We start from the raw sequence: 26,147 nt of genomic DNA, 5'->3' as shown, positions 1-26,147 counted from the left end.
GGCCTCAGTGGGATGCGACCTTGGTCGCGCCGCTGGCTTGCACCGTGCGCGGCGCGCCTGTGGCACCGGGGATCTTGAAGACCCAGACCATGCCACCCTGCTCGAGCAGGTTGACCTTCTTGGCCACCTCGCCGCCCCAGAGTGGCACCGCTCCGCCCCAGCCCGAAACCACGCTGACGTACTGTTCGCCACCCTGCATCCAGGTGACGGGCGGCGCGACGACGCCGGAGCCGGTCTGGAACTGCCAGACCACCTTGCCGGTCTTGGCGTCGGCCGCCTTCAGGTAGCCCTCGGGCGTGCCCCAGAAGACGAGGTTGCCGCCGGTGGTCAGCACGCCGCCCCAGAGCGGCGCGCCATTCTTGACTTCCCAGGCCATCTTGCCGGTCTTCGGGTCGAAGGCGCGCAGCGATCCGATGTAGTCCTCGTTGAGCGGCTTGATCGTGAAGCCGGCGCCGAGGTAGGCCGCGCCCTTCTTGTATGCGACCGGTTCGTTCCAGATGTCCATGCCCCATTCGTTGGCCGGCACGTAGAACATCTTCGTGTCGGGGCTGTAGGCCATCGGCATCTGGTTCTTGCCACCAAGGAAGCCGGGCGCCGCGAACACCGCGCTGCCCTTCTTGCCATCGGATGTTGCGGTCGGGTCGCCGGGGCGGTTGTCCGCGATGAAATTGGGCCGCCCGGTCTTCAGGTCGATGCCACTGGCCCAGGTGATCTTCTTGACGAACGGAAAGGCGTTGATGAGCTTGCCGGTGGTGGCGTCATTGACATAGAAGAAGCCGTTGCGGTCGGCCTTGCCGCCGACGCGCTTGCCGTCCATGTCGAAGGTGACGAACTCATTGACGCCGTCGAAGTCCCAGCTGTCATTGGGCGTACTCTGGTAGCTCCACTTGATCTGGCCGGTCTTGACGTCGATGGCCACGGTCGAACACGAGTAGAGGTTGTCGCCCTCCCGCAGGTGGCTGTTCCAGGGCGCCGGGTTGCCGGTGCCGAAATAGGCCAGGCCGGTCTTGGCGTCATAGGTTCCGCCGAGCCAGGTGGCCGCGCCGCCGGTCTTCCACAGGTCGCCGGGCCAGCTCTTGTTCAGCGTGCCGGAGATGCCGTTTTCCTTCTTGTTTCCATCCTTGTCGTAGGTGTAGCCCATGTGGCCTTCGACGGTGGGGCGCATCCACAGCAGCTTGCCGGTCTTCGGGTCCCGCGCCTCGACGCGGCCGACGACGCCGAACTCGCCGCCCGATACGCCGGTCAGCATCACGCCGCCGGCGATGATCGGCGCCGCGGTGGCCGAATAGCCGGCGGCGTAGTCGTCGATCTTCTCCTTCCAGACCACGTCGCCGGTGTTCTGGTCGAGCGCAACGAGTTGCGCGTCGAGGGTCGCGAAGATCACGAGGTTGTCGTAGAGCGCGGCACCGCGGTTGACCACGTCGCAGCACGGCATGATGCCCTCGGGCAGCCGGTGCTCGTACTTCCACAGCTTCTTGCCGGTGGTCGCGTCGAGCGCAAAGATCCGCGAGTAGGACGCGGTGACGAACATCTTGCCGTTCATGATCACCGGCTGCGACTCCTGCCCGCGCTGCTTCTCGCCGCCGAACGAGAAGGCCCAGACCGGGAGCAGCTTGGCGGCGTTGGTCGCGTTGACCTGCTTCAGCGGCGAGTAGCGCTGGCCCTGGGTGTTGATGCCCCAGGTCAGGACATTGCCTGTGGCCGTGGCCTCCGACTGGATCATCTTGTCCGTGACCTGCGCGTGGGCGACAGCGTTGGCCAGGCCAACCGCGATGAGTGCGGCTAAGAGCTTCGATTGCATGGTGTCTCCTGATGGTGGAACTTGGGGTCGATGAAGCGCGCGAAGCGCGCCCTCCACGGCTCAGGGGGCAAGGGCCATGCCAAGCACCCAGACTCCGACCCTGTCGCAATACGGGTCCCTTTGCCTCCTGGTATGCGGGTTTTCCCGTTGGACTGCTACAAGGTTGAACAGTCGAGGCGCATAGGAGCGTGACATCGCGTCACAGTCCCACCGGATGCTGCGGCGGACCCACGGCTGGTGGAACAATCCGCGCATGCCCCACCCCATCACTGCACCCTTCGGCACCTGGGTGTCACCGATCAGCCCTGAACTCGTGGCTTCGGCACGGACCACGGTGGTCGACGTGCTGCTTGATCAGGGCGAGGTGTATTGGATCGAAGGAAGACCCTTGGAGGCCGGGCGGCAGGTACTGGTCCGGCTGGGACCGGACGGCGTAGGGGTCGACCTCACACCGATGCCCTTCTCGATGCGCACGCGGGTCCACGAGTATGGCGGCGGCGCGGTCCTCGCGGCCGCGGGCACGGTCTACTTTTCGAACTTCTCCGACCAGCGGCTCTATCGCCTCGATGGCGACAGTTCCCCGGTCGCGCTGACCCCGACGTCCGATGGTGCCGCGCTGCGCTTTGCCGATGGCTTGCTCGACACCCGGCGCCAGCTCTGGATCGGCATTCACGAAGACCACCGCGCATCGGGGACGGACGCGATCAACAGCATCGTCGCTGTCGATCTCGGCGGGGGCGACGCAGGAAGCGTGCTCGTTCAGGGCAACGACTTCYATGCTTCTCCGCGGCTCAGCCCCGATGGAACAAGGCTCGCGTGGCTGACATGGAACCATCCTGACATGCCGTGGACCGCCGCAGAGCTGTGGATCGGCGATTTCGATGGCACTGCCGTCGCCAACCCGGCGCATGTGGCGGGCGGCCCAGGCGAATCCGTGTTTCAGCCCGAGTGGTCCGCCGACGGCCTGCTGCACTACGTGTCCGATCGGTCGGGCTGGTGGAACATCTACCGGCGCGATGCGAGCGGCTCCAGCACCAACCTCTGCCCGATGGCCGCGGAGTTCGGCCGCGCCCAATGGACCTTCGGGATGTCGACGTATGCCTTCCTGTCGACGGATCAGTTGGTATGTGCCTACGTTGAAAACGGCAGAGGCAGACTCGCTCGCCTGGACTTGCGCGACCATTCGCTCGTACCGTTCGATCTGCCGTATACGGACTTTTCCGCGATTCGGGCGAACGACGGCAAGGTGGCTTTCAAGGCCGGCGGGCCGAGCGTCGGGAGCGCGGTCGTTGTCCTCGACGTGGCCTCCGGCGGCGCGACGGTTGTCAAGCGTGTTTCGGACATGCAGAGTGATCCCGCGATGCGGGACCACGTTTCGGTGGCCCAAGTCATCGAGTTTCCGACCCCTCGAGGTGACATCGCGTTCGCCTTGTTCTATCCGCCCGCCAATGCAAACTATCGAGGCCCGACCGGGGCGCTGCCGCCGCTGGTCGTCAAGTGCCACGGCGGACCCACCTCCTCGGCGTCGAGCAGCCTCGACCTGCGCACACAGTTCTGGACCAGTCGCGGCATCGCCGTCGTCGACGTGGACTACGGAGGAAGCACCGGCTACGGCCGCCCCTACCGCGATCGCCTGCATCGGATGTGGGGCCTCATCGACGCGGAAGATTGCGCAGCCGCCGCCTCGTACCTGGCCATGGGTCAGCGGGTCGATGCCGAGCGTATGGTCATCACCGGCAGCAGTGCCGGGGGATATACGGCGCTGCGCTGCCTCACGCATGCCGACCCGGAGGTGCGAAGGCTGTTCAAGGCCGGCGCAAGCCACTACGGCGTGAGCGACCCCATGGCGCTGGCGCGTGAAACGCACAAGTTCGAGTCGCGCTATCTCGACTGGCTGATCGGACCGCTTGCCGACCAGCAGACCTACTTCGACAGATCGCCCGTGCGCCACGCGGATCTGTTGAGCGCGCCGATGGCATTCTTTCAGGGGATGGAAGACAAGATCGTCCCTCCCAGCCAAACCGAGGGGATGGTGCAAGCGCTGCGTGCACGAGGCATCCCGGCCGTCTACCTCCTTTTTGTCGGGGAGCAGCACGGCTTTCGACAGGCCTCGCATATCGAACAGGCGCTGCGGGCAGAGTCCGCCTTCTTTGACGCCGTGGCGTTCAGCGCCTCCGCCAACGCCATGCCGCCGAGCGGCCTGTGAGCGTGGCCGACAATCGACCGCAGGCGGCAGTGAAGGCGCGACAGTTCGCCGGGGCAACTCAGGGAGATCGGACTTTCCCCAAAGTTCGTGGACGATCAACGCACAGCATCGAGCAGGACCGCTACGGCCCCCGATCGATGTGGACAGGGCGCCTGGGGCCGCAGGACCTCATGCTGCTGCGCAACCACGGGACGCTGGCCGTCTCCGCCTTGAAGGTCAGTGCCGTGACCGGGCTTACACCGGGGAAGGTCATCAGGCGCATACACAGCGGGTCGGCCTTGACCAGGGCCTTGATGGCGTTGTCGAGCTTGAGGTAGGTCTTGTAGAGCACGGTTCGTGCATCCAGCAGCGGTGTGAGCGCACAGGAAAGCATCTCGTCATGGGCGAAGGTCTCTCGCACTTGGGCGTCGAAGGAACCGTGGCCGACCCGGCTGGCTAAACGGGTGCCGAAGACACGAAGCAGGCCACGCAGTTCGTTCTCGAGGTCCACGCACTTCTTCAGGATGGCTTTGCGGCTGGCGAGCAGCGCACGCACACGGTGGCTGGGTTTACGAGTCTAGGAAGAGAACTCTGCGGGTCAACCAACCCGCCCGATCACCGCTGCGGCCGTCGCTCGGCCGCGTGCCTGCCTACAACCCGAGCGCCGGCAGCGAGCGCCCGGTTGTCTTGCAGCTCACTTCGGTGCAAGGCCCGCTGGCGCGCAGCGTGGCCGACTTGCGGCTGTCACTGTCCGCCATGGCGGCAAGGGACTGGCGCGACCCATGGTGGACGCCCGTCGCCGATGTCGATCCGGCAACGACGTCGCGTCGCGTGGCGCTGTGCACTGCGGTCCCGGGCATTCCGGCCGATCCGGCAGTGGTGCAAGCCTTGCGGCAAGCGGCCGCCTGGCCATGGGCGTGCAACTGGTCGCAGGTCGGTTCGGTGCAGGATTGTGCTTGGGGAAGGCTGCAGCCCCGTTGAGCGTCTTGGAATCGGTCGGTCGATGCCTTCAGGCTACGCGTTGCAGCCAACTCAAGTCAGACGCTCCTGATTCTCGAGATGTACTCGGTACCGCTCTCGGGCAACCACACCTCGCCCGCGCGGCCGTGGATCTGGCGGATGCTGGCGGCGTTTCGTGGAAGCCCGAAGCGCTGGAACTTCTCGTCGCCGGGATTGAAACGGAAAACCGCGTTGCCTCCGAAGTCGCTGACCCAGACCTTGTCGCGCTCGTCGACGTAGACGGCGTACGGCCGCGGGCTATCGCCGGGGAGTTTCCAACTGCGCCAACTCATGCCTGATGGATCGTGCATCGAAAGGTTGCCGCTCAGCCATTCGCTGACCCAGATGYGACCGCTGCTGTCACTCCACACGCGGCGCGCACCCTGGTTCTTTGTCGGTGGCTCGACGATTGTCGAATTACCGGTGCGGCGGTCGATACGGGCGATGAACGAACCTGCCAACGAGCACCACCACACATCGCCGCTCGGTGTGGTGCATATGCCGTATGGCCCCGGTCCTCGAGGTGCGTCCTTGATCGTCACGACGCCACTCTTCACTGCGAGCCTGCCTACAAGGCCGCTCTGCCCGGTAAACCACAGGTCGCCGTCAGCGTCGAAAGTCGCTGTGTTCAGATTGGCGTGGGGCGTTCCCTCAGGAAGCGCAAAGGCGCGAACCTCGCGGTCGGGCCATCCCACGCGCACGATGGCGCCCAGACCGCCGTCCGTGATCCATGCCGCCTTGTCGGGGCCCGGGATGACGCCGTGCGGGGCGGCGCCGGCGCCCAGCGCAACAAGCTCGGTGCGCCCAGTGCGCGGATCGAACCAGCCGAGATGGCCACTGCTCTGCGCGGTGAACCACACACCGCCATCAAACGCCGGGGCCACGTCATGGATACCGGTGCGCTGTCGCGTGCCAAGCGGCCAGGATTGCAGCACTGCGGACTGTGCGGCCCCTGACAGCGGAACGAATGCTGAAAGCGCCGTCGCACCGATCGCACCAATCGCGCCTATCGCGTGGCGTCGAGAAACCGAATCCATGTTCCACCTCCTTCGCGCGAAGCCTCGTGCTTCTGGCCGGGTGCCCCAGGCATTGAAGGACCACGAATGAAGCGCAGGACGACAGCCCGTACTTCGCAGCGTCATTCGATCACCTCGTCGGCACCCAACGATGATTGGCGCGGGCAAAAGGTTGAAGTGCCACTGTACTCCCCGCAGGTCCCGAGTCCAGCGCCTGGGCACCCCCCAGCAGTCGCAGGGCTTACCGACTTCGACGAACACTTTGTGGCCGCTGAAACGAACCGATTCCCCGACGAGCGACTCGTTGCGCCTCACGCCCGACCCCGAGGCGTACAGTAAGCAAGTTGGACTTCCTGTGCGCMTCTCAAGGCACGCGCAGCCTCTCGAAGGCATCCGCAGCATGAAAGGAAGTCCAGGCCCGGCGACGCAACTCCGCCGGGCCTCTTTCGCGTCCAGCCACGGTTCATTGCGCCCCTTTCTCCTCCTTCGTCCTCCCAGAGGCACCGAGTTCCCAGCCCGGCCAATCGCTGGGCTTCTTTTTTGCCGCCATCGCGGCATCACCTCCCACGGAGCCGCTCGCCGCGCACAGTAGGATCCCGCCATATGAACAACCACGACCTCTTCGCCCGCCCGCCGACGCTGCTTCGCATGCCTTCCTGGCTCGGCCCCGGCGTGCATGAGGAAAGCGAACTCCCGCTCGAGCCTGGCGACTACAAGGTCACGCCCGGCGAGCGCTGGACCGTCACCGCGCTGAAGTCCGGCGAGACCGTCTACTCCGGGATCGGGCCGGTGGAAGTGGTCCGGTCGAGCGTCTGACGTAGGCGCCGGGCACCGCCGCTGGGCGGCCCGCCACATGTCACCCTTCGAAGCAACGGGGGGCGAATCCGAATCTGCCCCTTCCCGGCCGTCAGTAAAGGTACACGGCCCCCCGGGATGGCACGCTGTTGTCGGCCTGGTCGCCGCCGATGCCCGTGGCCGCGCTACTTTCTCCGATCGCACTGACGGCGACCGTTCGACCATCCGGCGTGATGGCGAGTTGCCGTCCGAAGCTGTCATTGGCTCCCGTGTTGCTCGCCTTGAGGTAGTTCACATGCACGAAGGCACCGCCTGTCAGCCTGAACAAGTGCACGGCCCCGGAGTACGGGGCGGCGCCTGGCGTCGGGTCGGCACCTATCCCACTGCCACCGCTGGAGTCGTAAGGCGCGGCAATGGCCAACCCAGTGCCGTCCGGCGTGAGCGCCGAGCCAAAGCCGCCGAAAGCGGCTCCGGTGGTCGGCTGGGGCGCAGTGATCGTCTGGGCCAGCGTGTAGGCCCCGGCGGAACGCCGGAACACGTAGGCAGCGCCCGCATAGGCCACTCCAGCGACTGGCTGATTGCGCGCGCCGATGACCACCGTGGCGCCGTCCGACGAAATGGCCGTCGAGGTGCCGAACCAATCGCCGGCCGTGGGCGTCGAGGCCTTGAGATAGGCACGCTTGGTCCAGGTACCCGCATCGTAGCCATAGATGAAGGCCGCGCCGGCACTGCCGGCGCTGGTGTCGGTCTCGTCGGTGAGCGAGCCGCTGCTCTCGTACTGGGCGCCCACCACGATCGTGCTGCCGTCCGCCGAGATCTTGGCATAGACCCCGAACTGGTTTCGGCGCCGGGCTACAAGCGTTTGCTCGTCGGATCCAGCTCCTTGCGCAGCGATTCCCCAAGGCTGTTGAAGGCCAGCGCAGTGCAGAGGATCGCCAGCCCTGGGGCGTACATCTGCGAGGGTGCGATTTCCATGCTCTGGTATGCGCGCGCGAGCATCGCGCCCCAGCTCGGGTTCGGCGGCTGGATCCCGAGCCCCAGGAAGCTCAGGCTGGCTTCGGCCAGCAGAGCGGCGGCAAGCAGGATGGTCACCTGCACGATCACCGGCTGGATGGCATTGGGCAGCACATGGCGCCACAGGATGTGCGGCAGCGAGGCCCCATAGCAGCGCGCCGCGTCCACGTAGAGTTCCTGGCGCACGACCAGGGTCCGCGCCCGCACGATACGGGCCAGTTGCGGCGCGAAGACGATGCCCACCGCGATCATGCCGTTGGTCAGGCCAATACCCAGCGCGCCGGTCACTGCGATGGCGAGCACGATTGCCGGGAATGACAGCAAGGTGTCGATCACGCGGCCCGTGGTTTCGTCGAACCATCCACCCAGAAAGCCAGCCAGGATGCCGATGGGCACGCCCAGGACCACGGCGATGCCGACCGCCAGCAGGCTCGCGTACACCGCCACACGCCCGCCGTGAATGAGCCGGCTGAGGATGTCGCGCCCAAGGTCGTCCGTGCCCAGCCAGTGTTGGGCGGAAGGCGCCGCCAGCGTGTCGTTCAGATCCTGGACGGTCGGCGAGTACGGCCCAATCCACGGCGCCGCCAGCGAAACTGCGACCAGTAGCGCCAGGAAGCCGAGACTCAGGCAGGCGCGGGGATCACGCGCCAGCCAATCGCGCATTCGCGCGAGGAAGGAGGGCCGGGCCGGGCCCTGAACGTCGATGCGCATGTCAGGACTCCACGCGAGGGTCGATCGCGCCGTAGAGAAGATCGGCCAGGAGGTTGATGCACAGCACGATCATCACCATCACGAGGATCACGCCCTGCACCACCGGCACGTCGCGCTGAATGGCGGCATTCACGATGAGGCTGCCCATGCCGGGGATGGCGAACACGGCTTCGAGCACGACGGTCGCCGCCAGCATGCGGTTGGCCAGCAGCGTGAGCACGGTGAGCAGGTTGATGCCTACGTTCTTCAGCCCGTGTTTCCAGAGAATGAGCGCAGGAGACAGGCCCTTGGCGTGCAGTGTGCGGACCTGCTGCGACGACAGCAGTTCCATGAGCGAGCTGCGCAGCTGGCGCGCGATCTCGGCCACGCCGCCGGCGGCCAGTGCCGCGGCCGGCAGGAGCGCGTGGTGCAGGGCATCGCCAACGTTGGTGCCCAGGGGCACCGCGCCCGTTGCGGGAAACCAGCCCATGTCCAGCGCAAGGAAGGAAATCAGGATCATCGCCAGCCAGAAGTTTGGCACCGCGATGCCCAGCGATGCGATGGTCATCACAACCCCGTCGATCCAACTGCCCTGCCGGCTCGCCGCCAGGATGCCCAGCGGAGCGCCGACGGCGAACGCGATGGCCATTGCCAGTGCCACGATAAGCAGCGTGTTGGGCAGGCAGCGCGCGATCGCCACGGCGACCGATTCGCCCGACAGCAGCGACTTCGACAAGTCGCCCTGCAGTGCGTTTCCGATCCATGACAGGTACTGGACCAGAAAAGGCCGGTCCAGGCCGTACAGCTGCCGGATCTCGGCAATGCGCGCGTCCGAGGCGTTGTCGCCCGCCAGCGTGACGGCGACGTCGCCCGGAATCAGCTTCAGCAGGCCGAAGGCGACGAAGGTGGCGAAGACCAGCACGGGCAGAACCTGCACCAGCCGGCGCCACAGCAGGGCGCCGCCGTGGCGGCCGCTGAAGAGTTGCGCGAACTTTTTCATCGGATGACGGCCGGACGCCCGTGCTCAGCTGTCGAGCCAGATGTCGTTGAACTTGGGCTTACCCAACAGATTGGGCCTGAAGTCTTTGACGCTCGCGGCGCTGGCGCCCACCTCGACCTGGAAGGCCAGAGGCGCCACGTAGGCCCCCTCCATGACGATGCGCTGGATCTTTGCGAACACCTGGCGACGCGCTTCGATGGACTCCACCGCCCTGCTCTCCTGGAGCAGCGCCGTGAGCTCGGGCGACACCTCGGTGCGCCCTGCATTGAAGTAAGCGCCCTTGGCGTACAGCAGCCCATACGACATGCTGGGATCGGGCCGGCCTGTCCAGGCCGAAAGCAGCGCGTCGAACTTCTTCTCGTTGCCGAAGAACTGGCCCGCCACTTCCGCCACCGCCCCCACGGTGAACTTCGCGCGAATGCCGACCTTGCCGAGCTGCTCCATCACGATCTCATTGCGGCGCAGCGAATCCTGGTCGTTGTTGCCGCCGATGCTGATCTCCACGTCCTTGAGGCCCGACTCGGCCACGAGCTTGCGTGCGCGCTCGGGATCGTGCTTGTACAGGTCCGCCAGCGATTTGTCGTAGGCCCAGTGCGACGAGGGCAGCTGCATGGCAGCGGGCTCGCCCAGGCCGCCCATGCCCGCCTTCACGAAGGCATCCCGGTCCAGTGCGAAGTTGATGGCCTGCCTGATCTTCACGTTGGCGAGTGGCCCGCGCGCGAAGTTGAAGTACACCTGATTGCAGTAAAGCGTCGGGCCGGTCACGAAGCTCAGGTTCTTGGCGCGGTCGATGATCGGCTTGTAGCGCGCCGACAGCCCGTACACCAGCAGGTTCTGATTCGCCACGACCGAGCGCAGCGCCGTGGCGTTGTCGGTGATGATGGCGAAGTCGATACCGTCCACGCGCGGCTCATTGGGCTTCCAGTATTTCTCGTTTCGGGTCACGACCACGTTCTGACCGTCGGCCCACTTCACGAACTTCCAGGGACCTGCGCCGACCGGCTTGCGGTCGTGGTCGGCGCCCAGCTCCTTGGCGGCCTTGGGCGACACCATCATGCCCGCACGGTCCGACAGCACGGCGGGCATCGCCACGTCGGGCAGGTTCAGCAGGAGCTTGACCTGCAAGGGGCCGGTCACTTCCACGCCGGTCACGTTGGAGAGGTCGGCCTTCAGGTTCGAGCGCGGGTCCTGCCGGTTGCGGTCGAGGTTGAATTTGACTGCCTGTGCGTCGCAGAGCGTGCCATCGTGGAAGATCACGTTCGGGCGGATGTCGAGCACCATCGTCTTCGGATCGGGGAAGGACCACTGCGCCAATCCCGGCTTGGTCTTGAGCGTGTCGTAGTCCCATTCGACCAGTGTGTCGAACATCGTCCACAGGAACGGGTGGTCGTTGCCCGAGCCGCCCGTCGCCGGATCGAGACTCGACGGATTGCTGATCGCCGCGATCTTCAGCACGCCGCCCGGCTTGCGCGCCGCCTGTGCCCAGGCCGGCAAGCCAATAGGACCGGCCAGCGCGGCTCCTCCCAGTAAACGCAGCGCCTGCCGCCGACTCAGGGCGAAGGCGGCTTCGGAGGCGACGGATTCGAGGGGAACATCCTGGTACTGCGGCATCACACTGTCCTTCTTGTGTTGAGGGATGGAACGGGGGGAAACGTCGCGGGCGGCCCATCCACCGTGGCGAAATGGCATGCAACCCAGTGGTCGGGGCGCAGTTCGCGCCAGTTCGGCGGCTCGTGCTCGCACGCCGCCTGCGCCGAGCGGCAGCGCGTGTGGAACGCACAGCCCGAGGGCGGGTCGATCGGGCTGGGAATATCGCCTTCGAGTTCGATGCGGCGATCCGTGCGCATCGACGCGGGCAATGGCACCGGCTCGGCCGACAACAGCGCCTGGGTATACGGGTGAAGCGGCCGCTCGCTGAGTTCCTCCGCTGGGCCGAGCTCCATGAACTTGCCCAGGTAGGTCACTGCCACGCGGTCGCTGATGTGCGAGACCACCGACAAGTCGTGCGTGATGAAGACGTAAGTCAGGCCGAACTCGCGCTGCAGATCGGCGAACAGGTTCAGCACCTCTCCGCGAATGGACACGTCGAGCGCGGCGACGACCTCGTCACAAACAATGAGCTTGGGCCGCAGCGTGAGCGCGCGCGCGATGTTGACGCGCTGCTTCTGTCCGCCCGAGAGCTGATGAGGATAGCGTCCCGCATAGTCCACGGGCAACCCGACCCGCGCCAGCGCGTCGAGCGCGGCCTGCCGGTTGGCGTCGCGGTCGCGCCGCCCCGCTGCGACGAGGGGCTCCATGACGGATTCGAGAATCGACAGGCGCGGGTTCAGCGCCGCGCTCGGATCCTGGAAGATGATCTGGTAGTCGCGCCGATGCGCGCGCAATTTCGCCGCGCCGAGCGACGCCGGATCCACGCCTTCGTGCAGCACCGCGCCTCCACTGGGCCGCACCAGCGAAACCAGCGCGCGACCCAGGGTCGTCTTGCCGGAGCCGGATTCGCCGATGACGCCGAATGTCTCCCCGGCGCGCACTTCGAAGCTCACGCCGTTGACGGCCTTGACCGTCTTGTGGCGCTCCTTGATCGCGAACTCGACGCGAAGGTCTCGCACTTCGAGCAACGGGGGGCGCGCATTCGCGCCCGTCGCCGATGCCGTCATTGCAGCACTCCCGGCAGCTCCAGCTCGCCGGCACGGCAGCACCTCACGCAACGCCCGGACTCTCCGCTCACGGCACGTAGCACCTGCTCCTGGCCGCAGGCCGCGTCGCCGTGGCCACAGCGCGGCCGAAAACGACAGCCGGCGGGCATCGCGGCCGGTGTCGGCACACGGCCCGGGATGAACCCAAGCGGAGCACGGCGCGGCGCCAGGCTCGGCAGAGAACGCAGCAGCCCCGAGGTATAGGGATGGCGCGGACGCACCAGCGCCGCGTCGACGGGAGCGTCCTCCACCACTTCACCGCCATACATCGTGAGCATGCGCGTGCAGGTCTCGGCCACAACGCCCAGGTCATGGGTGATAAACAGCAAGGCGGTGCCGGTCCGCTCGCTCAATTCGCGCAGCAGCTTGATGATCTGCGCTTGCACCGTGACGTCCAGCGCGGTCGTCGGCTCATCGGCGATCAACAGGCGCGGCTCGCAGATCAGCGCCATGGCGATCATCACGCGCTGGCGCATGCCGCCCGAGAGCTGGTGCGGATATTCGTGATAGCGCCGCTGCGGCAGCGGGATGCCGACGTCCGCCAGGGCTTGCACGCCGCGCTCCCGCGCCTCGGCGCGGTGCTGCGGAAAATGCATGCGATAGGTCTCGCTGATTTGCTCTCCGACCGTGAACACCGGGTCGAGCGCGCTCATGGGCTCCTGGAAGATCATGGCTATGTCGCGGCCGCGAACGGCGCGCATCTGCCGCTCCGTGAGCGCGGCCAGATCGCGGCCCTGAAAGAGAATCTGGCCACCGATGCGCGTCGATTTCGGGGGCAGCAGGCGCATAAGGGACAGGCCCGTCACCGTCTTGCCGCAGCCGCTTTCGCCCACGAGGCCGATGCGCTCGCCTGGCATCGCCGAGAAGGACACGTTGCGCGTGATCTGGACCTCGCCTGTGCGGGTCCGGAAGGCGACGCGCAGGTCGCGCACCGTCAGCAGCGGCTCGGCGGGCGAAGCGACGAAGGGGGTCTGCATGGGCGCTCGAGAAAAACGCGGCGGCCGGGGTCAGGTGGGACTCAAGACGGCGAGGACCTGGCCTTCGCTGACGTTGTCGCCTTCGGCAACCGCCAAGCGAGTCACGATGCCGGCGCTCGTCGCTTCGAGCGGAATTTCCATCTTCATCGACTCCACGATGAGGATGGACTCCCCCTCGGCCACCGCATCGCCGACCTGTTTTTCGACCTTCCAGACTTTGCCGGTGACCAGGGATTCGAGAGAAATTTCAGGCATGGTGAGTGGGACCTTCGAAGGGATGGAACATCGGGCTTTTCAGCCCGCCAGAATCTGCGCAGCAATGCCGGTATGGATATCACCGTCGACGAATGCGGGCGAGGCCAGCACGTTCTGGATGAATGGGATGTTGGTCTTGACGCCGCACACCTCGGTGGCGCGCAACGCGGCCGCCAGGCGCTCGATGGCGAGGGCCCGCGTGGGTGCATGCGCCACGATCTTGGCAAGCATCGGGTCGTAGAAAGGCGTGACCCGCGCGCCGGGGCCGTAGCCGGTTTCCACCCGGATGCCCTCCCCGCCGGGCATGCGAAAGACGTCGAGCGGTCCTGGCGACGGGAAGAAGCGGACGGGATCTTCCGCATACAACCGCGCCTCGATGGCGTGGCCCGTGCGGTCGATCACGGGGGGCAGCACCGCATCGATCGCCTCGCCCGCGGCGAGCCGCAACTGCGCCGCCACGATGTCAACGCCGGTGATCGCCTCGGTGACGGCATGCTCGACCTGCAGGCGCGTGTTCATCTCGAGGAAGTGAAAGGCGCCGGCTTGCGGGTCATACAGCATCTCGACGGTGCCGATGACGTCGTACTTCAGCGCGCCGAGGATGGTCGCGATGCGCGTGGCGGTTTCGTCGAGCAGCGCGCGCGACAGGCAGGGTGCAGGCGCTTCCTCGATGACCTTCTGATGGCGCCGCTGAACCGAGCAGTCGCGCTCGTACAGCACACGGACGTGCCCCGCACGGTCGGCCAGGATCTGGAACTCGATGTGCCTCGGGCGCTCGACGAGCCGCTCGACGTACACGTCGGCGCTTCCGAAGCTGCGCGTGGCGAGCGAGCGGGCCTGCGCGAGCGCGCGCAACAGCTCCTGCTCATTGCGTGCGGGCAGCATGCCGATGCCGCCGCCGCCGTTGACCGGCTTGACGAGGAGCGGATAGCCCAGCCGCACGATCTGATCGCGCGCCGCGGCGGGAAGGCCATCCCACTCTGCATCGATCAGTCCGCTGGAGGGGCACATCGGCATGCCCTGTGCGGCCATGAGATCACGTGCCTTGACCTTGTGGCCCATGACGTCGATCCAGCGTGGCGACGGACCGACGAAGCACACGCCCATGGCCTCGACCTGGCGGGCGAATGCGGCATTCTCCGAAAGAAAGCCGTAACCGGGATGCAGCGCGTCGGCGCCGCTGCGACGCAGTATGTCCAGCAGCAGGGCCTGGTTCAGATAGCTGTGCTGCGGCGCCGGGTCGCCGAGTGCGTAAGCCTCGTTGGCCTGCGCGACATAGGGGAGATCGCGGTCGACGTCGGAGTAGACGGCGACCGATGCGATGCCCATCTCGCGCAGCGCACGAATCACGCGGGCCGCGACGGCGCCGCGATTGGCGACGAGTACCTTGCGGAACATGCGCGTGCTCAGGGACGGTAGCGCACGCGGGCGCCGCGCGCCGCACGGATCGGGGCGCAAAGGTCGGCGAACTCGCACAGCAGCGCACGGGTGTCGCGCGGGTCCACGATTTCCTCGATACCGAATTTTTCAGCCGTGAGGAAGGGCGAGGCGAGCGCCTGAAGACGCTGCTCGATTTCTCGGCGTTTGGCCACCGGGTCTTCGGCGGCTTCCAGCTCCTGCTTATAGGCCGCCTCGAGGCCGCCCGCGATCGGCAGCGATCCCCATTGCGCCGAGGGCCAGGCGAACCGCGTCGAGAACCGCCCCTCCGGCCGGTGCGCGGCGCCGGCGACGCCGAAGCACTTGCGCAGGATCACCGTCGCCCACGGCACGGTGGTCTGCGTCATCGCCGACATGGCCCGCACGCCGTAGCGGATCGTGGCCGCCTGTTCGGCTTCCACGCCGATCTGGAAGCCGGGCACGTCCACCAGGTGCACCACCGGCAGGCGGAAGGTCTCGGCAAGGTCGAGAAAGCGAACGACCTTTTCGGAGGCGGAACGCGTCCAGCCGCCGCCGTAGATGTAGGGGTCGCTGGCGATCACCGCCACCGGCCAGCCGTCCAGGCGGGCCAGTCCGGTGACGAGCGAACGTCCCCATTGCCGCCCGATCTCGAAAAAACTTCCCTGATCGACGATGGTCTTGACGATCGGACGGATCGCGTACACCTTGCGTTCGTCCCGTGGGACGACGGACAGCAGCACTTCATCGCGCCGGTCGGCCGGGTCGGCGCAGGGCGACCGCGCCGGCAGCTCATCGATGGAACGCGGCAGGAACGACAAGAACGCGCGCGTGCGCTCGAAGGCTTCAGCCTCGCTCGCGACCTCGTCGTCCACCGTGCCGTTGCGCGCGTGGATCGCCGCGCCGCCGAGTTCTTCCTTGGTTACCGTCTGTCCGAGGTGCGCGACCAGCGGCGGACCCGCGGCGAAGATCTGCGCCGTGTTCTTGACGATCAGCGAGTAGTGGCTCGCGGCCACCCGCGCCGCCCCCAGCCCCGCGACCGACCCCAGCGCAAGCGCAACGACGGGGATCTGCGACAGGTTCTGATCGATGATCTCCCAGCCGGGCACGGCGGGCACATAGGTGTAGCCCAGTCGCTCGAGCTGCTTGACCGAGCCGCCGCCGCCCGTGCCGTCCACCAGCCGGATCAGCGGCATGCGCATGCCCTGGGCCAGCTTCTCGGGGTAGATCAGCTTTTCGTAAATGCTCGCGTCGCTCGCGCCGCCGCGCACCGTGAAATCGTCGCCGATGACCGCCACGGGCCGCCCGTCGATGCGGCCGTGGCCCGCCACCTGGTTCGTCGGCGTGAGGTCCGTCAGATGGTTGTGCGCGTCGTAGCTTGCCCAACCGCTGGCCGATCCGACCTCGCGAAAGGAGTCGGCGTCCAGCAGCGCATCGATGCGTTCGCGCACCGTGAGCTTGCCGTGCAGATGCTGCCGCTCGATCTTCTCGGGGCCGCCCATGCGGCGGACCATCTTGCGGCGCGCGTCGAGCGCGTCGAGTTCGGGTTGCCAGGTCAATTTCAATCCTTATGTGTCCGCGCGGTCCTGCTGCAGGAACATCGAGCGCAGCTTGTATTTCTCGACCTTGTTGGTCGCCGTGCGCGGCAGGTCGGCGATGAAGCGAACGTACTTGGGGCGCATGAACTTCGGCATGCCCGACTGCGCCCAGGCGTGGATGCTTTCCTCGGTTTCTTGCGCGCCTTCCTGCAGCACCAGGTAGACGACGACGTCGTCTTCATCACCCACGTGTGCGGGCACGGCGAACGCGGCGCAGATGGCCACCGACGCATGCTGGTTGAAGAGGTCCTCGATGTGGAAGGACGACAGGTTCTCGCCCCGCACGCGAATGCGATCACCCATCCGGTCGACGAACACGAAGGTTCCATCGGCCCGGCGCATGGCCGCGTCGCCGGTGTGGAACCAAGCGTTGCGCAGCGCCTTGGCGGTGGCCTCGGGCTTGCCGATGTACTCGGTGAAGATCGTGTTGCTGACCTTCGGGCGCAGCACGAGCTGCCCGACCTGATCGGCCTTGCAGAATTCGTCGCCCTCATCGACGATGGCGGCGTCAAAGAAGGGATTGGGTCGCCCCATGAAACCCTTGACGGTCGCCTGCTCGGGCCCGACTTGTGTCACGCCGAACGCCGACAGCCGGCGGGTGCGGGCTTCGCGGTCGTATCCACGGAACAGCGCGGCCGGCGTGCCTTCGCCGGGCGCGAGCTCCTCGATGATGGCCGTCATGCAGCTGCCGGACTCGGTTTGTCCGAAACCACAGCTCAYGACATCGATACCGAATCGGCGCGCCACCTGGTGATGGTTCATCGGCAACGGCTGCATGTGCACTTTGTTGAGGCTGTTGGCGCGGTCGTCATCGCGGGCCGGCGCATTCATCAGCCACGGGATCATGGCGTCGAGCAGCACCGCCGTCGTCGCGTTGACCTTGCGGGCCCGGTCCCAGAACTGCGTCGGGCTGAAGCGCTCCCAGCAGGCCACTTCGCAGCCGACCCAGATGGCGCGCGCGACGTTGAACATCGCACCTCCCACGTGGTAGAGCGGGAGGTCGTTGTAGATGACGTCCTCCTGAGTCAGCGTCAGGCGGCCGAAGAAGGTGTACTGCGCGATCCAGCGGTGCGGCAGCAATACGCCCTTGGCCGGCCCCGTCGTGCCGGAGGTGTAGACGATGTTGGCCGGATCGTGCGGCGCCAACGCAATTGCGGGGCGGGCGTGGCCCGAGCACGCGGCCTGCCAGTCGAGCACCTGGATGCCCTGGGGGACCGGCACCGGCTGCGCATCGCGCTGCGGACACAGCACGAGCACGGGCTGCACCTCCAGGCTGTCCCAGATGTCGAGCACGGCCTGCAGCCCCGTGGCATCGACCACCAGCATCGCGGCGCCAGTGTCGTTGAGTTGATAGGCCAGCAACCGCCCGGAGAAGCCGAAGTTGACAGGTGCATAGACCGCGCCCGCCTTCCAAACGCCGAACATGGCCTGCGAGGCGATCAGCGGATTGCGCGTGAGGACGCCTACCGGCGTGCCGACCGCGGTGCCGTGTCCGGCCAGGAAACCTGCGATCGAATCGGTGACGGCACCGAGTTCAGCGTAGCTCAGGAGCCGGTCTTCCTCCCCGTAGTAGAAGCAGCGGGCCTGCGGACGCTCGCGCGCCCAACGGTCGAGTTGCGCGACGACGAATTCGCCGCTCTCGGCAAAGGTCGCCAGAAGCTCTTGCTTCGAATCCATAGCTGTCTCCTTTGTTCGTGCCTCCTGTCTCGGAGGCTGGCGCCAGGGGCGCGTCGCCCTTTTTGGGCCCTTGTCTCTTGCGCCGCATTATTGCGTCATTCGGTCAACCGTCAACAGTTAACCGTGTAACATGACGGACACCTCGCCGGAGAAATAGAATGCGGCGCCGAGACTGACCGTCGGCATTGGCCCGTCCGGGCTTCCCCATCCTTGTCCATGCATGCTCATCCCCGCCCCTGACACCACAGCCCCAAGGGGGTTCAGGACCACGACGGTTGCTGAGCAGATCGCCGAGCACCTGTCCGCCCAGATGGTGGCCGGCGTGCTCAAGCCACGCGAGCAGATCGTCGAGCACAAGATCGCCGAGTTGTTCGGCATCAGCCGCGGGCCTGTACGCGACGCGCTGCGCATTCTCGAGAAGCAGGGGCTCGTCAAGATCGAACCTCGCCGCGGGGCCAGCGTGGTGGAGATGTCGCTCAACGACGTCATCGATCTCTTCAACGCGCGCGCCATGCTGCTGTGCCTGTCGGTACGCTACCTCGCCGTTGCGCAGGACGCGGAGCGCATCGCCCAGATGGATGCCAAACTGCGAGAGTTCGAACTCGCGGTAAACGAGCCATCTATCACCGCCGACGGCTTCATGCGCGCATTGGGCCGCCTCGGCCTCACCATGCTCAATGCCACGCCGAGCCAGCCGCTCATCAGCGCCTTCAACAGCCTCTCGCACGCCACCGTGTGGCGACAGGTCTGGAAGGATCACGCCTTTGCCTACGAATCCGTCGAAGGTCGTCAACGCTGCTACGAAGCCTACCGACAGGTGTTCGATGCGATCCGCGCGGCGGACGCCGATCGCGCCTCGATGGCCATGGAGCGCTTCTCCGTGCTCGTGCGAGACACCATGGTGGAGCGCATGCGGCCGCAGCGCGCCGAAAGCATCGACGAATTTCGGCTGCGCTGCTTTTGAGCCTTCAGGACATTCCGTTGCCGTTGGTCAGCCGAAAGCCTGAGGGACTTTCTGATCGCCGAACTCGCGAGCCCAACTGAACAGRCCGAGCGCCGGGGACGTTCCCCAAGCCGTCCTGCTCGAGCGACGGCAAGACACGTGTTCTAGTCTGAACAGCGGGCTCGTTCTTAGCCAGTCCCTTGTCGCGGGTCTTGCGGTGATCGAGCAGGGTCTGGATCACGTGAAATGGGTGCTCGACCTTGGCCCGGATGCTCGCCTCTAGCTGCGCGTCCTTCTCGAACAGCCCCGCCCACTTGCGCTTTGAGTTCGGTTGTCGGCACTTGCCCGGCGGCATTGCGACATGCTCCTTCGGAGCCTTTCGCTTCTGCGCGCTTGCACACCCCGGTCATCCGCATCGACTTCACAGATCCGCTTCCTCATGTGCGCTGAGCCGTCCACAACGGAAAGACGAGCTTGACATCGGGCCACACTCACAAAAGAATATACGACCGCCTAGCGGTTTATTTCATCCGCTTAGCGGATATTGAAAGGAGACATTCAAGTGAGATCTTTGAGCGCTCGCACATTTCAAAAAGGGTGCAGCTGTCTGTGCGCAGGATTGGTTCTTCTTGGGGCGATAGGCTCGGCGCTCGCCTCGCCACCTGATCCGTACCCAACAAAGCCGATTCGCCTGCTGGTCGGCTTCGGCGCAGGCGGGCCGACGGATCTGACGTTCCGCAAGCTCGCAGAGCTAGCCGGCAAGCAACTCGGCCAGTCGATCATCATCGAGAACAAGCCGGGCGCAGGCGCGACACTGGCACCGTCGAACATGGCCCGGATGGACAAGCCGGACGGCTACACGATCGCCGCGGCCACCGCCGGCCTTCTTCGCTTCCCGCACTTGCAGAAAGTCGATTGGGACCCGACGCGCGATTTCACCTGGATCGCCGGACTGGGTGGCTACACCTTCGTATTGGCGGTCAAGGCAAATTCCCCCTTCCGCACAGCCAAGGAGCTTCTCGACTACGGAAAGGCGAACCCTGGAAAGCTATCGATCGGGACCGCGGGTGCCGGCACGACCATGCACCTTCTTTCCGAAGCGCTGGGTGGCATGTCGGGCACCCCGGTGACGCACATCGGCTTCAAGAGCAGCAGTGAAGCGGCGACCAATCTCATGGGCGGACACGTCGTCGCGACGCTCGACGCCGCGGGGAGCGTGATCCCATTCGTTCAGTCTGGCGACCTTCGGCTGCTGATGAGCTTCGATGCGGAACCCGCAGCCTGGATGCCCGGGGTGCCAACGGCAAAGAGCCTGGGATACGACCTGGTCTATCCGGCACCCTATGGCGTCGTTGGCCCAAAGGGTATGCCGCCGGATGTCGTGGCCAAGCTCAACGCGGCCTTCAAGGCAGCCATCGATACGCCCGAGTACGCCAAGCTGCTGGAAACGCTGCGTCAGACCTACTGGTACAAGGGCTCGGCCGACTATGACAAGTGGGCGCGCGAGTTCTATGTGTCCGAGCGTTCACTGGTCGAGCGGGCAAAGCTGGGTGACCGCAAATGAAGATATGCATCGCTGGAGCCGGTATCGGCGGCCTGACTGCGGCACTCAGTCTTCATGCGGCCGGCTTTGCCGATGTTGAAGTGCTCGAGGCCGTGAAGGACATTCGCGAGATCGGTGTGGGCGTCAACCTGCCGCCGCACGCGGTTCGAGAGCTCGTCGAACTCGGTCTCGGAGACCACCTTTCGCAGATCGGTCTGCCGACAGCCGAGCTCTGCTATCACGACCGGGAGGGGCAATTGATATGGGCAGAGACCCGAGGTCTCGCGGCCGGGTATCGCTGGCCTCAGTACTCGGTCCACCGTGGACGTCTCCAACAGCTGCTGCTCTCGGCAGTCACGGATCGCCTGGGCCCGGGCGCTGTACGCACCGGGAAACGCGCGACCGGTGTTGCTCAGCAGGAGGACGGTGTTTCGCTGAGCGTCGTGGATGCCCAGACGGGCTCGGAGGAGCAGGTTCACGCCGATGTCGTGATTGCCGCAGACGGCATTCGCTCTGCCGTCCGCACCAGCTTGTACGAGAGGCCCATTCCCCTGGCCTCCAACGGGTGGGTCATGTACCGCGGGGCAACGCCGTTCACGGCCTTTCGTGGCGGGCACACGATGGTGATCGTCGGCGACGAGGCGCAGCGGATCGTCGTCTACCCGATCGATGACGGCACGCTGAACTGGTTGCTGGTCAGGCCGATGCCCACGGACGAGCGCCCGCTCGCCGAGCTAGGCAACTGGAACCGGCGCGTTGATCCGGGCGTGATTGCGGCGCACGTTGCGAACTGGTCATTCGATTGGCTCGACATTCCCGAATTGGTGAGTTCGACCGCCGTCGCCTACGAGTATCCGATGGCGGACATCGATCCGCTTCCGAAGTGGAGTTTCGGCCGAGTGACCTTGCTGGGCGACGCCGCACACGCGATGTACCCGTTCGGCTCGAACGGCGCTTCGCAGGCGATCCTTGACGCGCGTGTGCTGGCCTATGAGCTTGCACGGCATGCCAACCCCGTTGAAGGGCTGCGTGCCTACGAGGCGGCGCGGCGCGAACAGGTCGCCAAGGTGCAACTGGCCAATCGCCAGCAGGCCGGCGACGTCATGGCCAGAGTGGGTGCACTGTCGCGTTCCCAAGCGCACGGCGCGGCGATGGAGGAACTGAAGGCCGTCGAACAAAGGTACAAGAACCTGGCAGGCTTCGACGTTGCCACCCTCAACGAACGCCCGTCGTGGACGGTGTCGCCCTGACCTCAGCGCACGCTTCAAGAACCAGATGGCCCTCGCACCTCGACCATGTCGAAGCGCGAGGGCCATTCCGCAGAAGGTAGGCCCGCAATCAGGCTAGACGGTCGACGCGTTTCCCAGAATGACCGTGCTCTGGCTCGAAAGCGTTCCACCGTTGCCATGTGCGATGGCGGTTGCGCAATTCGGCACCTGGCGCTTTCCGGCCTCGCCTCGCACCTGGCGCACCGCCTCGATCAGAACGAAGACGCCGTACATGCCAGGATGACAGTACGAGAGGCCACCCCCGTTCGTATTGACCGGCAGACGGCCACCCGGTGCAATGGCACCGTCCGCCACGAAGCGGCCACCTTCGCCCTTCGGGCAGAACCCCAGGTCCTCGAGGAACATGAGGGTGGTGATGGTGAAAGCATCGTAGACCTCGACAACGTCGATCTCGCTTGGCCTCAGGCCCGCCATCGCATAAGCAGCAGCACCCGAACGCACCGCCGCGGTGGTGGTGAGATCCGGCATCTGACTGATGTTCAAGTGCGAAAGCGCTTCTCCGGTTCCCAGCACGAACGCAGGACGCGATTTCAGATACGCGGCGCGTTGCGCAGAGCACAGAATCAATGCGCCGCCACCGTCAGTGACCAGGCAGCAGTCGCGCACGGTCAGAGGACTGCTGAGGACCCGTGCGCTGAGGACCTCCTCAACGGTCAGCGGCTGTTTTTCCCATGCCTTGGGGTTCAACAGGGCCCAGTCCCGTGCGGCCACTGCGATCTGTGCGAGCTGCTCCCGAGTGGTTCCAAACTCGTGCATGTGCCGCGAGGCCGTCAGTGCATAGGAACTCCCGGTGTAGATCGGACGGTACGGCGCCTCGTACGGGTTGGCATCGGGCGCCGCGACGTTCGAGCGCCCCATGCTTCGCTGCGTGCTGCCGTACGCGATCAAGGCAACATCGCACAGACCGGCCGCGATGGCAGCTTGTGCATGGGCGACCATCGACATGAAGCTCGAACCACCAATGTTGGTGCCATCGTGATAGCGCGGCTGCAGGCCAAGATATTCACACAACGCCAGCGTCGGCATCCGGCTCTGCGATGTCGTGGCGAAGACGCCGTCGATATCGCCGAGCTTCAGGCCGCAATCTGCAAGGGCACGCTGCGTCGCCTGGGCCATGAGGTCCAGCGGGGACATGCCCGCCGCGACTTCTCCGAGGTCGGACTCTGCGACACCGACGATCGCGCAGCCGCCCCTTCGCATGGGATTGGTCATGCATTTGTCTCCAGCTCGAATACGGGATAGGGAGGCGTTCCATCGTCAGGAAGGAACGCGCGAAAGCGCACACGCATACCGATGCGCACGTCTTCAGCAGGAAGGCCCTCGATGCGGCTCATCAGACGGAATCCCTCGGCCATGTCGACGAGCACCACGTTGTAGGCGAGTGAACCACGCGGACTGATCACCGTGACGGCATACACCGTGCCGATGCCGGCGCTCACACGCCATTCGAGTGAATCATTTCCCGTGCGCGGTGCGATCACCCGGGGGTAGAAAACGGCGCAATCGCCAATGGCGTCGTACTGGTAGGCCAACTGGCCGCGCCGCAAGTGGTCCTGGAAGCGCGCCAGCGGGGAGAGCACGCCCTTCGACGGGGACGAAACTGCGTTCGCTTGTGTCATGGCTGCCTTCAGATCAGGCCTTGCTGCCGGTACGACGCAAGGGTTTCCTCACTGCATCCGAGAAGGCCGCGCAGCACATCGTCGGTTGAATCACCGAGCCTTGGGGGCGGACGGTCGTAGACAGGTGGCGTTCCTTTCAACCGCAGAGGGCTTGCGATCGTGGAGACCGTGCCTCCGCCGGGGCCCTCCATGTCGACGCGCAGCTTGCGATGGCGCACCTGCTCCTCTTCGAACACCTGCTTGTAATTGTTGATCCGTCCGCAGGGCACCCCGCGTGATTCCATGCGATCGATCCACTCCTCCGCGGGACGGGTGAGCATCGTGCGCTCCAGTTCCGGGATCAGCGTCTCGCGTCCCACGACCCGGCCGGTTGCCTTCAGCCAGCGCGGGTCCTCGGCGAGATCGGTCCGCTCTATCGCGGCGCAGTACTGTTGCCATTGCCTGTCATTGCCGACGGCGACCACGACCTGGCCATCCTGCACCGCGAAAACCTGGTATGGCACCAGACTCGCATGGGCGTTTCCGTACCGATGCGGCACCTTCTCGTTGGCGAAGAAGCCCGTGACCTGATTGCCGCCCAGGGCGACGATGCAATCGAGCAATGCCATGTCGATGTATTGGCCACACCCGGAGACCGTCCGGTGCTGGAGTGCGGACAGTATGGCGATCGTCGAGTACATCCCCGTCATGACGTCGGCGATCGCAATTCCGGCCTTCTGCGGGCCGCCACCAGGCAGTGTGTCTGCTTCACCGGTGATGCTCATCAATCCGCCAACGGCCTGGAACACGAAGTCGTAGCCGGGCTTGTGCGCACTCGGCCCGTCCTGACCATAGCCGGTGATCGAGCAGTACACCAACCGGGGATTCAACGCGCAGAGGCTCTCGTAGTCCAGCCCATAGCGTCGAAGGTCGCCGACCTTGTAGTTTTCGATCACGACATCGCTGATCTGCGCCAGTTGCCGCACCAGCGCCTGCCCTTCGGGGCGAGACAGGTCGATCGTGACGGATCGCTTCCCGCGATTGGCGGCCGCATAGTACGTCGAGTCGGGCGCGCCTCCTGACCGATCCTCACCCTGAATCCAGGGAGGGCCCCATCCACGCGTATCGTCGCCAACGCGGGGGCGCTCCACCTTGATCACCTCRGCGCCCATGTCCGCGAGATTCTGTGTACACCATGGTCCTGCCAGCACCCGCGAAAGATCGAGCACGCGCAAGTGCGAGAGCGCACCGGGACCCGAAGGTCGAGAATTCAAGCCGTCGGTAGTCAACGTTTGCTCCTAGTCAATCTTGATATTGGCGTCGGCGATCACCTTCGACCATTTGGTGATCTCGGCATCCACGAATGCGGCGAACTGTGGCTGCGTCATCGTTCCCGGTTCCGCGCCTTGTTGAGCGAACTGCGTGCGGATGTGCTCCGACTGCAGCGCCTTGAGCACATCGGCCGATATCTTGGTGACGACCTCCGGCTTCATTCCAGCGGGTCCGTACAAGCCAAACCAGGCAGTGGCATCAAACCCCTTGAGCCCGGCTTCATCGATCGTGGGGACGTTGGGCAACGCGGTTGATCGCTTGAGCGACGTGACGGCAAGCGCCCGTATCTTTCCCGCGTTGATGTGCTGAAGCACGCCCGGCACGGAATCGAACATCACGGGAATCTGCCCGCCCAACAGGTCGTTCAAGGCTGGCGCGGCGCCCTTGTACGGGATGTGAACCATGTCCACGCCGGCCGTCGTCTTGAACAGCTCGCCCGCGAGGTGATTGGCACCGCCAGTACCGGAAGATCCGAAGCTGACCTTGCCCGGGCTCAGCTTCGCGTAGTTGATGAGCTCGCGCACATTCTTGGGGCCGAAGTTCGGCGTCACGACGAGCACGTTCGGCACCGCGGCAATCTGGACGAGTGGAGTGAAGGCGGTGCGCGTGTCGTACTTGAGATTCTTGTAGAGCCCCGGATTGATCACGTGATGGGTCGCCGTCAGCATGAGCGTGTAGCCATCGGGAGRCTGACGCGTCAGCTGTTCGGAAAAAATGGTTCCGCTGGCACCGGCCCGGTTGTCGACCAGCACGGGCTGCCCCCACTTTTGCGACAGTTCGGTCGCAAGAAGGCGCGCGAAGATATCGGTCGTCCCGCCTGGCGGGAAGGGTACGACGAGCTTCACCGGCTGCGTCGGGAAATTATTCTGTGCATGCGCGGCGGTTGGTGCAGCAACGGTCGCGCAGGCCATGGCCAGCGCGCACGTCGGGCGCACCAACGCCTTGAGGGCGTTGATACTCACGATGTCTCCTCGATTGGTTCTTGAAACGATCCGTCGCGACCAGCTTCAGGCCGCGCTCGGGAACTCCACCATCGCTTCGCCGACCGCGACGGTCTCGCCGCGTTGGTTGCGCACCTGCACCTCCAGCGTCGCCCAACGGCTCTTGTCGGTCTTGCGCACTTCCTGGACCGTGGCGTGCGGCGTGATGGTGTCGCCGGGCTTGACCGGCGCTTTCCATCGCGTCTCCAGGCGACGCTGAACACCGCCGATGGGATACAACCAGTCGGTCAGCATCTTCGTGATCACGCCGAAGTTGTTCATGCCGTGCATGATGATTCCGCCGTACTGCGTCTTGCCGAAGCTGCCCTTCATGTAGTTGTCGTCCAGATGCAGAGGGTTGAAG

The 26,147-nt window shown here is 65.5% G+C and carries 25 protein-coding genes; 6 read left to right on the top strand and 19 right to left on the bottom strand.

Annotated features, from left to right (window positions below; all coding sequences use genetic code 11):
• Positions 1–4: 4 nt before the first annotated feature.
• The gene (locus AC1D2K_RS03660; protein WP_478086394.1) at positions 5–1,801 is read right to left on the bottom strand and encodes a PQQ-dependent methanol/ethanol family dehydrogenase; all 1,797 of its coding nucleotides are present in this window, start codon (positions 1,799–1,801) and stop codon (positions 5–7) included.
• Positions 1,802–2,054: 253 nt separating this feature from the next.
• Here AC1D2K_RS03660 and AC1D2K_RS03655 point away from each other — a divergent pair, with 253 nt between their 5' ends.
• On the top strand, positions 2,055–4,007 hold the full coding sequence (locus tag AC1D2K_RS03655; RefSeq protein ID WP_478086392.1) for a S9 family peptidase: 1,953 nt from the start codon (positions 2,055–2,057) through the stop codon (positions 4,005–4,007).
• A 121-nt stretch (positions 4,008–4,128) separates the two neighbouring features.
• Here AC1D2K_RS03655 and AC1D2K_RS03650 read toward each other — a convergent pair whose 3' ends face one another.
• Positions 4,129–4,542 (bottom strand): hypothetical protein, encoded by a 414-nt coding sequence (locus AC1D2K_RS03650; protein WP_478086390.1) that lies wholly within the window; start codon positions 4,540–4,542, stop codon positions 4,129–4,131.
• 86 nt (positions 4,543–4,628) lie between these two features.
• Here AC1D2K_RS03650 and AC1D2K_RS03645 point away from each other — a divergent pair, with 86 nt between their 5' ends.
• Positions 4,629–4,967, top strand: a complete 339-nt coding sequence (locus AC1D2K_RS03645; protein ID WP_478086389.1) for a hypothetical protein — start codon at positions 4,629–4,631, stop codon at positions 4,965–4,967.
• A 56-nt stretch (positions 4,968–5,023) separates the two neighbouring features.
• Here the strand turns inward: AC1D2K_RS03645 and AC1D2K_RS03640 are convergent, their stop codons facing one another.
• A complete protein-coding gene (locus AC1D2K_RS03640; RefSeq protein WP_478086388.1) occupies positions 5,024–6,022 on the bottom strand; it encodes a Vgb family protein in 999 nt (332 codons plus the stop codon).
• Between the two features lie 582 nt (positions 6,023–6,604).
• On the opposite strand from AC1D2K_RS03640, the gene AC1D2K_RS03635 reads away from it, so the two are divergent.
• Entirely contained in the window at positions 6,605–6,817 is a 213-nt protein-coding gene (locus tag AC1D2K_RS03635) for a hypothetical protein (protein ID WP_478086386.1), read from the top strand.
• A gap of 91 nt (positions 6,818–6,908) precedes the next feature.
• On the opposite strand, the gene AC1D2K_RS03630 is transcribed toward AC1D2K_RS03635, so the two are convergent.
• The 10 genes from AC1D2K_RS03630 to AC1D2K_RS03585 form a co-directional block, all read right to left on the bottom strand.
• Positions 6,909–7,586, bottom strand: coding sequence for a hypothetical protein (locus AC1D2K_RS03630; RefSeq protein ID WP_478086385.1), 678 nt, complete (start codon positions 7,584–7,586; stop codon positions 6,909–6,911).
• Between the two features lie 62 nt (positions 7,587–7,648).
• Positions 7,649–8,521 (bottom strand): ABC transporter permease, encoded by an 873-nt coding sequence (locus AC1D2K_RS03625; RefSeq protein ID WP_478086384.1) that lies wholly within the window; start codon positions 8,519–8,521, stop codon positions 7,649–7,651.
• A 1-nt stretch (position 8,522) separates the two neighbouring features.
• Positions 8,523–9,500 (bottom strand): ABC transporter permease, encoded by a 978-nt coding sequence (locus AC1D2K_RS03620; RefSeq protein WP_478086382.1) that lies wholly within the window; start codon positions 9,498–9,500, stop codon positions 8,523–8,525.
• 24 nt (positions 9,501–9,524) lie between these two features.
• On the bottom strand, positions 9,525–11,111 hold the full coding sequence (locus AC1D2K_RS03615) for an ABC transporter substrate-binding protein (RefSeq protein ID WP_478086381.1): 1,587 nt from the start codon (positions 11,109–11,111) through the stop codon (positions 9,525–9,527).
• Positions 11,111–12,043, bottom strand: coding sequence for an ABC transporter ATP-binding protein (locus tag AC1D2K_RS03610; RefSeq protein WP_478086380.1), 933 nt, complete (start codon positions 12,041–12,043; stop codon positions 11,111–11,113). The genes AC1D2K_RS03615 and AC1D2K_RS03610 overlap by 1 nt, the downstream gene beginning before the upstream one ends.
• A 110-nt stretch (positions 12,044–12,153) precedes the next feature.
• Positions 12,154–13,173, bottom strand: a complete 1,020-nt coding sequence (locus AC1D2K_RS03605; RefSeq protein ID WP_478086379.1) for an ABC transporter ATP-binding protein — start codon at positions 13,171–13,173, stop codon at positions 12,154–12,156.
• A 30-nt stretch (positions 13,174–13,203) separates the two neighbouring features.
• Positions 13,204–13,428 carry an acyl-CoA carboxylase biotin carboxyl carrier protein subunit gene (locus tag AC1D2K_RS03600; RefSeq protein WP_478086377.1) on the bottom strand — a complete coding sequence of 75 codons (225 nt, stop codon included), beginning with the start codon at positions 13,426–13,428 and terminating at the stop codon, positions 13,204–13,206.
• 39 nt (positions 13,429–13,467) lie between these two features.
• Positions 13,468–14,826, bottom strand: coding sequence for an acetyl-CoA carboxylase biotin carboxylase subunit (locus AC1D2K_RS03595; RefSeq protein WP_478086376.1), 1,359 nt, complete (start codon positions 14,824–14,826; stop codon positions 13,468–13,470).
• 8 nt (positions 14,827–14,834) lie between these two features.
• Positions 14,835–16,382 carry an acyl-CoA carboxylase subunit beta gene (locus AC1D2K_RS03590; protein WP_478086375.1) on the bottom strand — a complete coding sequence of 516 codons (1,548 nt, stop codon included), beginning with the start codon at positions 16,380–16,382 and terminating at the stop codon, positions 14,835–14,837.
• Positions 16,383–16,391: 9 nt separating this feature from the next.
• The gene (locus tag AC1D2K_RS03585) at positions 16,392–18,098 is read right to left on the bottom strand and encodes an AMP-binding protein (RefSeq protein WP_478086373.1); all 1,707 of its coding nucleotides are present in this window, start codon (positions 18,096–18,098) and stop codon (positions 16,392–16,394) included.
• A 220-nt stretch (positions 18,099–18,318) separates the two neighbouring features.
• Here AC1D2K_RS03585 and AC1D2K_RS03580 point away from each other — a divergent pair, with 220 nt between their 5' ends.
• A complete protein-coding gene (locus AC1D2K_RS03580) occupies positions 18,319–19,062 on the top strand; it encodes a GntR family transcriptional regulator (RefSeq protein ID WP_478086371.1) in 744 nt (247 codons plus the stop codon).
• Between the two features lie 4 nt (positions 19,063–19,066).
• Here the strand turns inward: AC1D2K_RS03580 and AC1D2K_RS03575 are convergent, their stop codons facing one another.
• On the bottom strand, positions 19,067–19,396 hold the full coding sequence (locus AC1D2K_RS03575; protein WP_478086407.1) for a hypothetical protein: 330 nt from the start codon (positions 19,394–19,396) through the stop codon (positions 19,067–19,069).
• A gap of 216 nt (positions 19,397–19,612) precedes the next feature.
• Here AC1D2K_RS03575 and AC1D2K_RS03570 point away from each other — a divergent pair, with 216 nt between their 5' ends.
• The gene (locus AC1D2K_RS03570) at positions 19,613–20,605 is read left to right on the top strand and encodes a tripartite tricarboxylate transporter substrate binding protein (protein WP_478086369.1); all 993 of its coding nucleotides are present in this window, start codon (positions 19,613–19,615) and stop codon (positions 20,603–20,605) included.
• Positions 20,602–21,834, top strand: coding sequence for a flavin-dependent oxidoreductase (locus tag AC1D2K_RS03565; RefSeq protein ID WP_478086367.1), 1,233 nt, complete (start codon positions 20,602–20,604; stop codon positions 21,832–21,834). Before AC1D2K_RS03570 ends, AC1D2K_RS03565 begins: the two co-directional genes overlap by 4 nt.
• Positions 21,835–21,927: 93 nt before the next feature.
• On the opposite strand, the gene AC1D2K_RS03560 is transcribed toward AC1D2K_RS03565, so the two are convergent.
• The 5 genes from AC1D2K_RS03560 to AC1D2K_RS03540 all read right to left on the bottom strand — a co-directional run.
• Positions 21,928–23,085: an acetyl-CoA acetyltransferase gene (locus AC1D2K_RS03560; RefSeq protein ID WP_478086365.1), complete on the bottom strand. Its 1,158-nt coding sequence runs from the start codon at positions 23,083–23,085 to the stop codon at positions 21,928–21,930.
• Entirely contained in the window at positions 23,082–23,492 is a 411-nt protein-coding gene (locus AC1D2K_RS03555; protein WP_478086364.1) for a Zn-ribbon domain-containing OB-fold protein, read from the bottom strand. Before AC1D2K_RS03555 ends, AC1D2K_RS03560 begins: the two co-directional genes overlap by 4 nt.
• Positions 23,493–23,500: 8 nt before the next feature.
• Entirely contained in the window at positions 23,501–24,760 is a 1,260-nt protein-coding gene (locus AC1D2K_RS03550) for a CaiB/BaiF CoA transferase family protein (protein WP_478086363.1), read from the bottom strand.
• Positions 24,761–24,769: 9 nt separating this feature from the next.
• Positions 24,770–25,765 carry a tripartite tricarboxylate transporter substrate binding protein gene (locus AC1D2K_RS03545; protein WP_478086361.1) on the bottom strand — a complete coding sequence of 332 codons (996 nt, stop codon included), beginning with the start codon at positions 25,763–25,765 and terminating at the stop codon, positions 24,770–24,772.
• A 45-nt stretch (positions 25,766–25,810) separates the two neighbouring features.
• A partial coding sequence (locus AC1D2K_RS03540; protein WP_478086360.1) for a MaoC family dehydratase occupies positions 25,811–26,147 on the bottom strand: 337 nt, incomplete at its 5' end.

It is taken from the genome of Variovorax sp. P1_H12_2 (genome assembly GCF_056405335.1).
Note: the sequence above shows the minus strand (reverse complement) of the source record. Positions and strands in the feature narration are given on the sequence as shown.

What these genes read in the sequence shown, in the direction of transcription:
- AC1D2K_RS03660 (WP_478086394.1), bottom strand. Translation starts at nt 1,801, where the DNA reads ATGCAATCGAAGCTCTTAGCCGCACTCATCGCGGTTGGCCTGGCCAAC.
- AC1D2K_RS03635 (WP_478086386.1), top strand. Translation starts at nt 6,605, where the DNA reads ATGAACAACCACGACCTCTTCGCCCGCCCGCCGACGCTGCTTCGCATG.
- AC1D2K_RS03625 (WP_478086384.1), bottom strand. Translation starts at nt 8,521, where the DNA reads ATGCGCATCGACGTTCAGGGCCCGGCCCGGCCCTCCTTCCTCGCGCGA.
- AC1D2K_RS03620 (WP_478086382.1), bottom strand. Translation starts at nt 9,500, where the DNA reads ATGAAAAAGTTCGCGCAACTCTTCAGCGGCCGCCACGGCGGCGCCCTG.
- AC1D2K_RS03615 (WP_478086381.1), bottom strand. Translation starts at nt 11,111, where the DNA reads ATGCCGCAGTACCAGGATGTTCCCCTCGAATCCGTCGCCTCCGAAGCC.
- AC1D2K_RS03605 (WP_478086379.1), bottom strand. Translation starts at nt 13,173, where the DNA reads ATGCAGACCCCCTTCGTCGCTTCGCCCGCCGAGCCGCTGCTGACGGTG.
- AC1D2K_RS03600 (WP_478086377.1), bottom strand. Translation starts at nt 13,428, where the DNA reads ATGCCTGAAATTTCTCTCGAATCCCTGGTCACCGGCAAAGTCTGGAAG.
- AC1D2K_RS03595 (WP_478086376.1), bottom strand. Translation starts at nt 14,826, where the DNA reads ATGTTCCGCAAGGTACTCGTCGCCAATCGCGGCGCCGTCGCGGCCCGC.
- AC1D2K_RS03580 (WP_478086371.1), top strand. Translation starts at nt 18,319, where the DNA reads ATGCTCATCCCCGCCCCTGACACCACAGCCCCAAGGGGGTTCAGGACC.
- AC1D2K_RS03565 (WP_478086367.1), top strand. Translation starts at nt 20,602, where the DNA reads ATGAAGATATGCATCGCTGGAGCCGGTATCGGCGGCCTGACTGCGGCA.
- AC1D2K_RS03560 (WP_478086365.1), bottom strand. Translation starts at nt 23,085, where the DNA reads ATGACCAATCCCATGCGAAGGGGCGGCTGCGCGATCGTCGGTGTCGCA.
- AC1D2K_RS03555 (WP_478086364.1), bottom strand. Translation starts at nt 23,492, where the DNA reads ATGACACAAGCGAACGCAGTTTCGTCCCCGTCGAAGGGCGTGCTCTCC.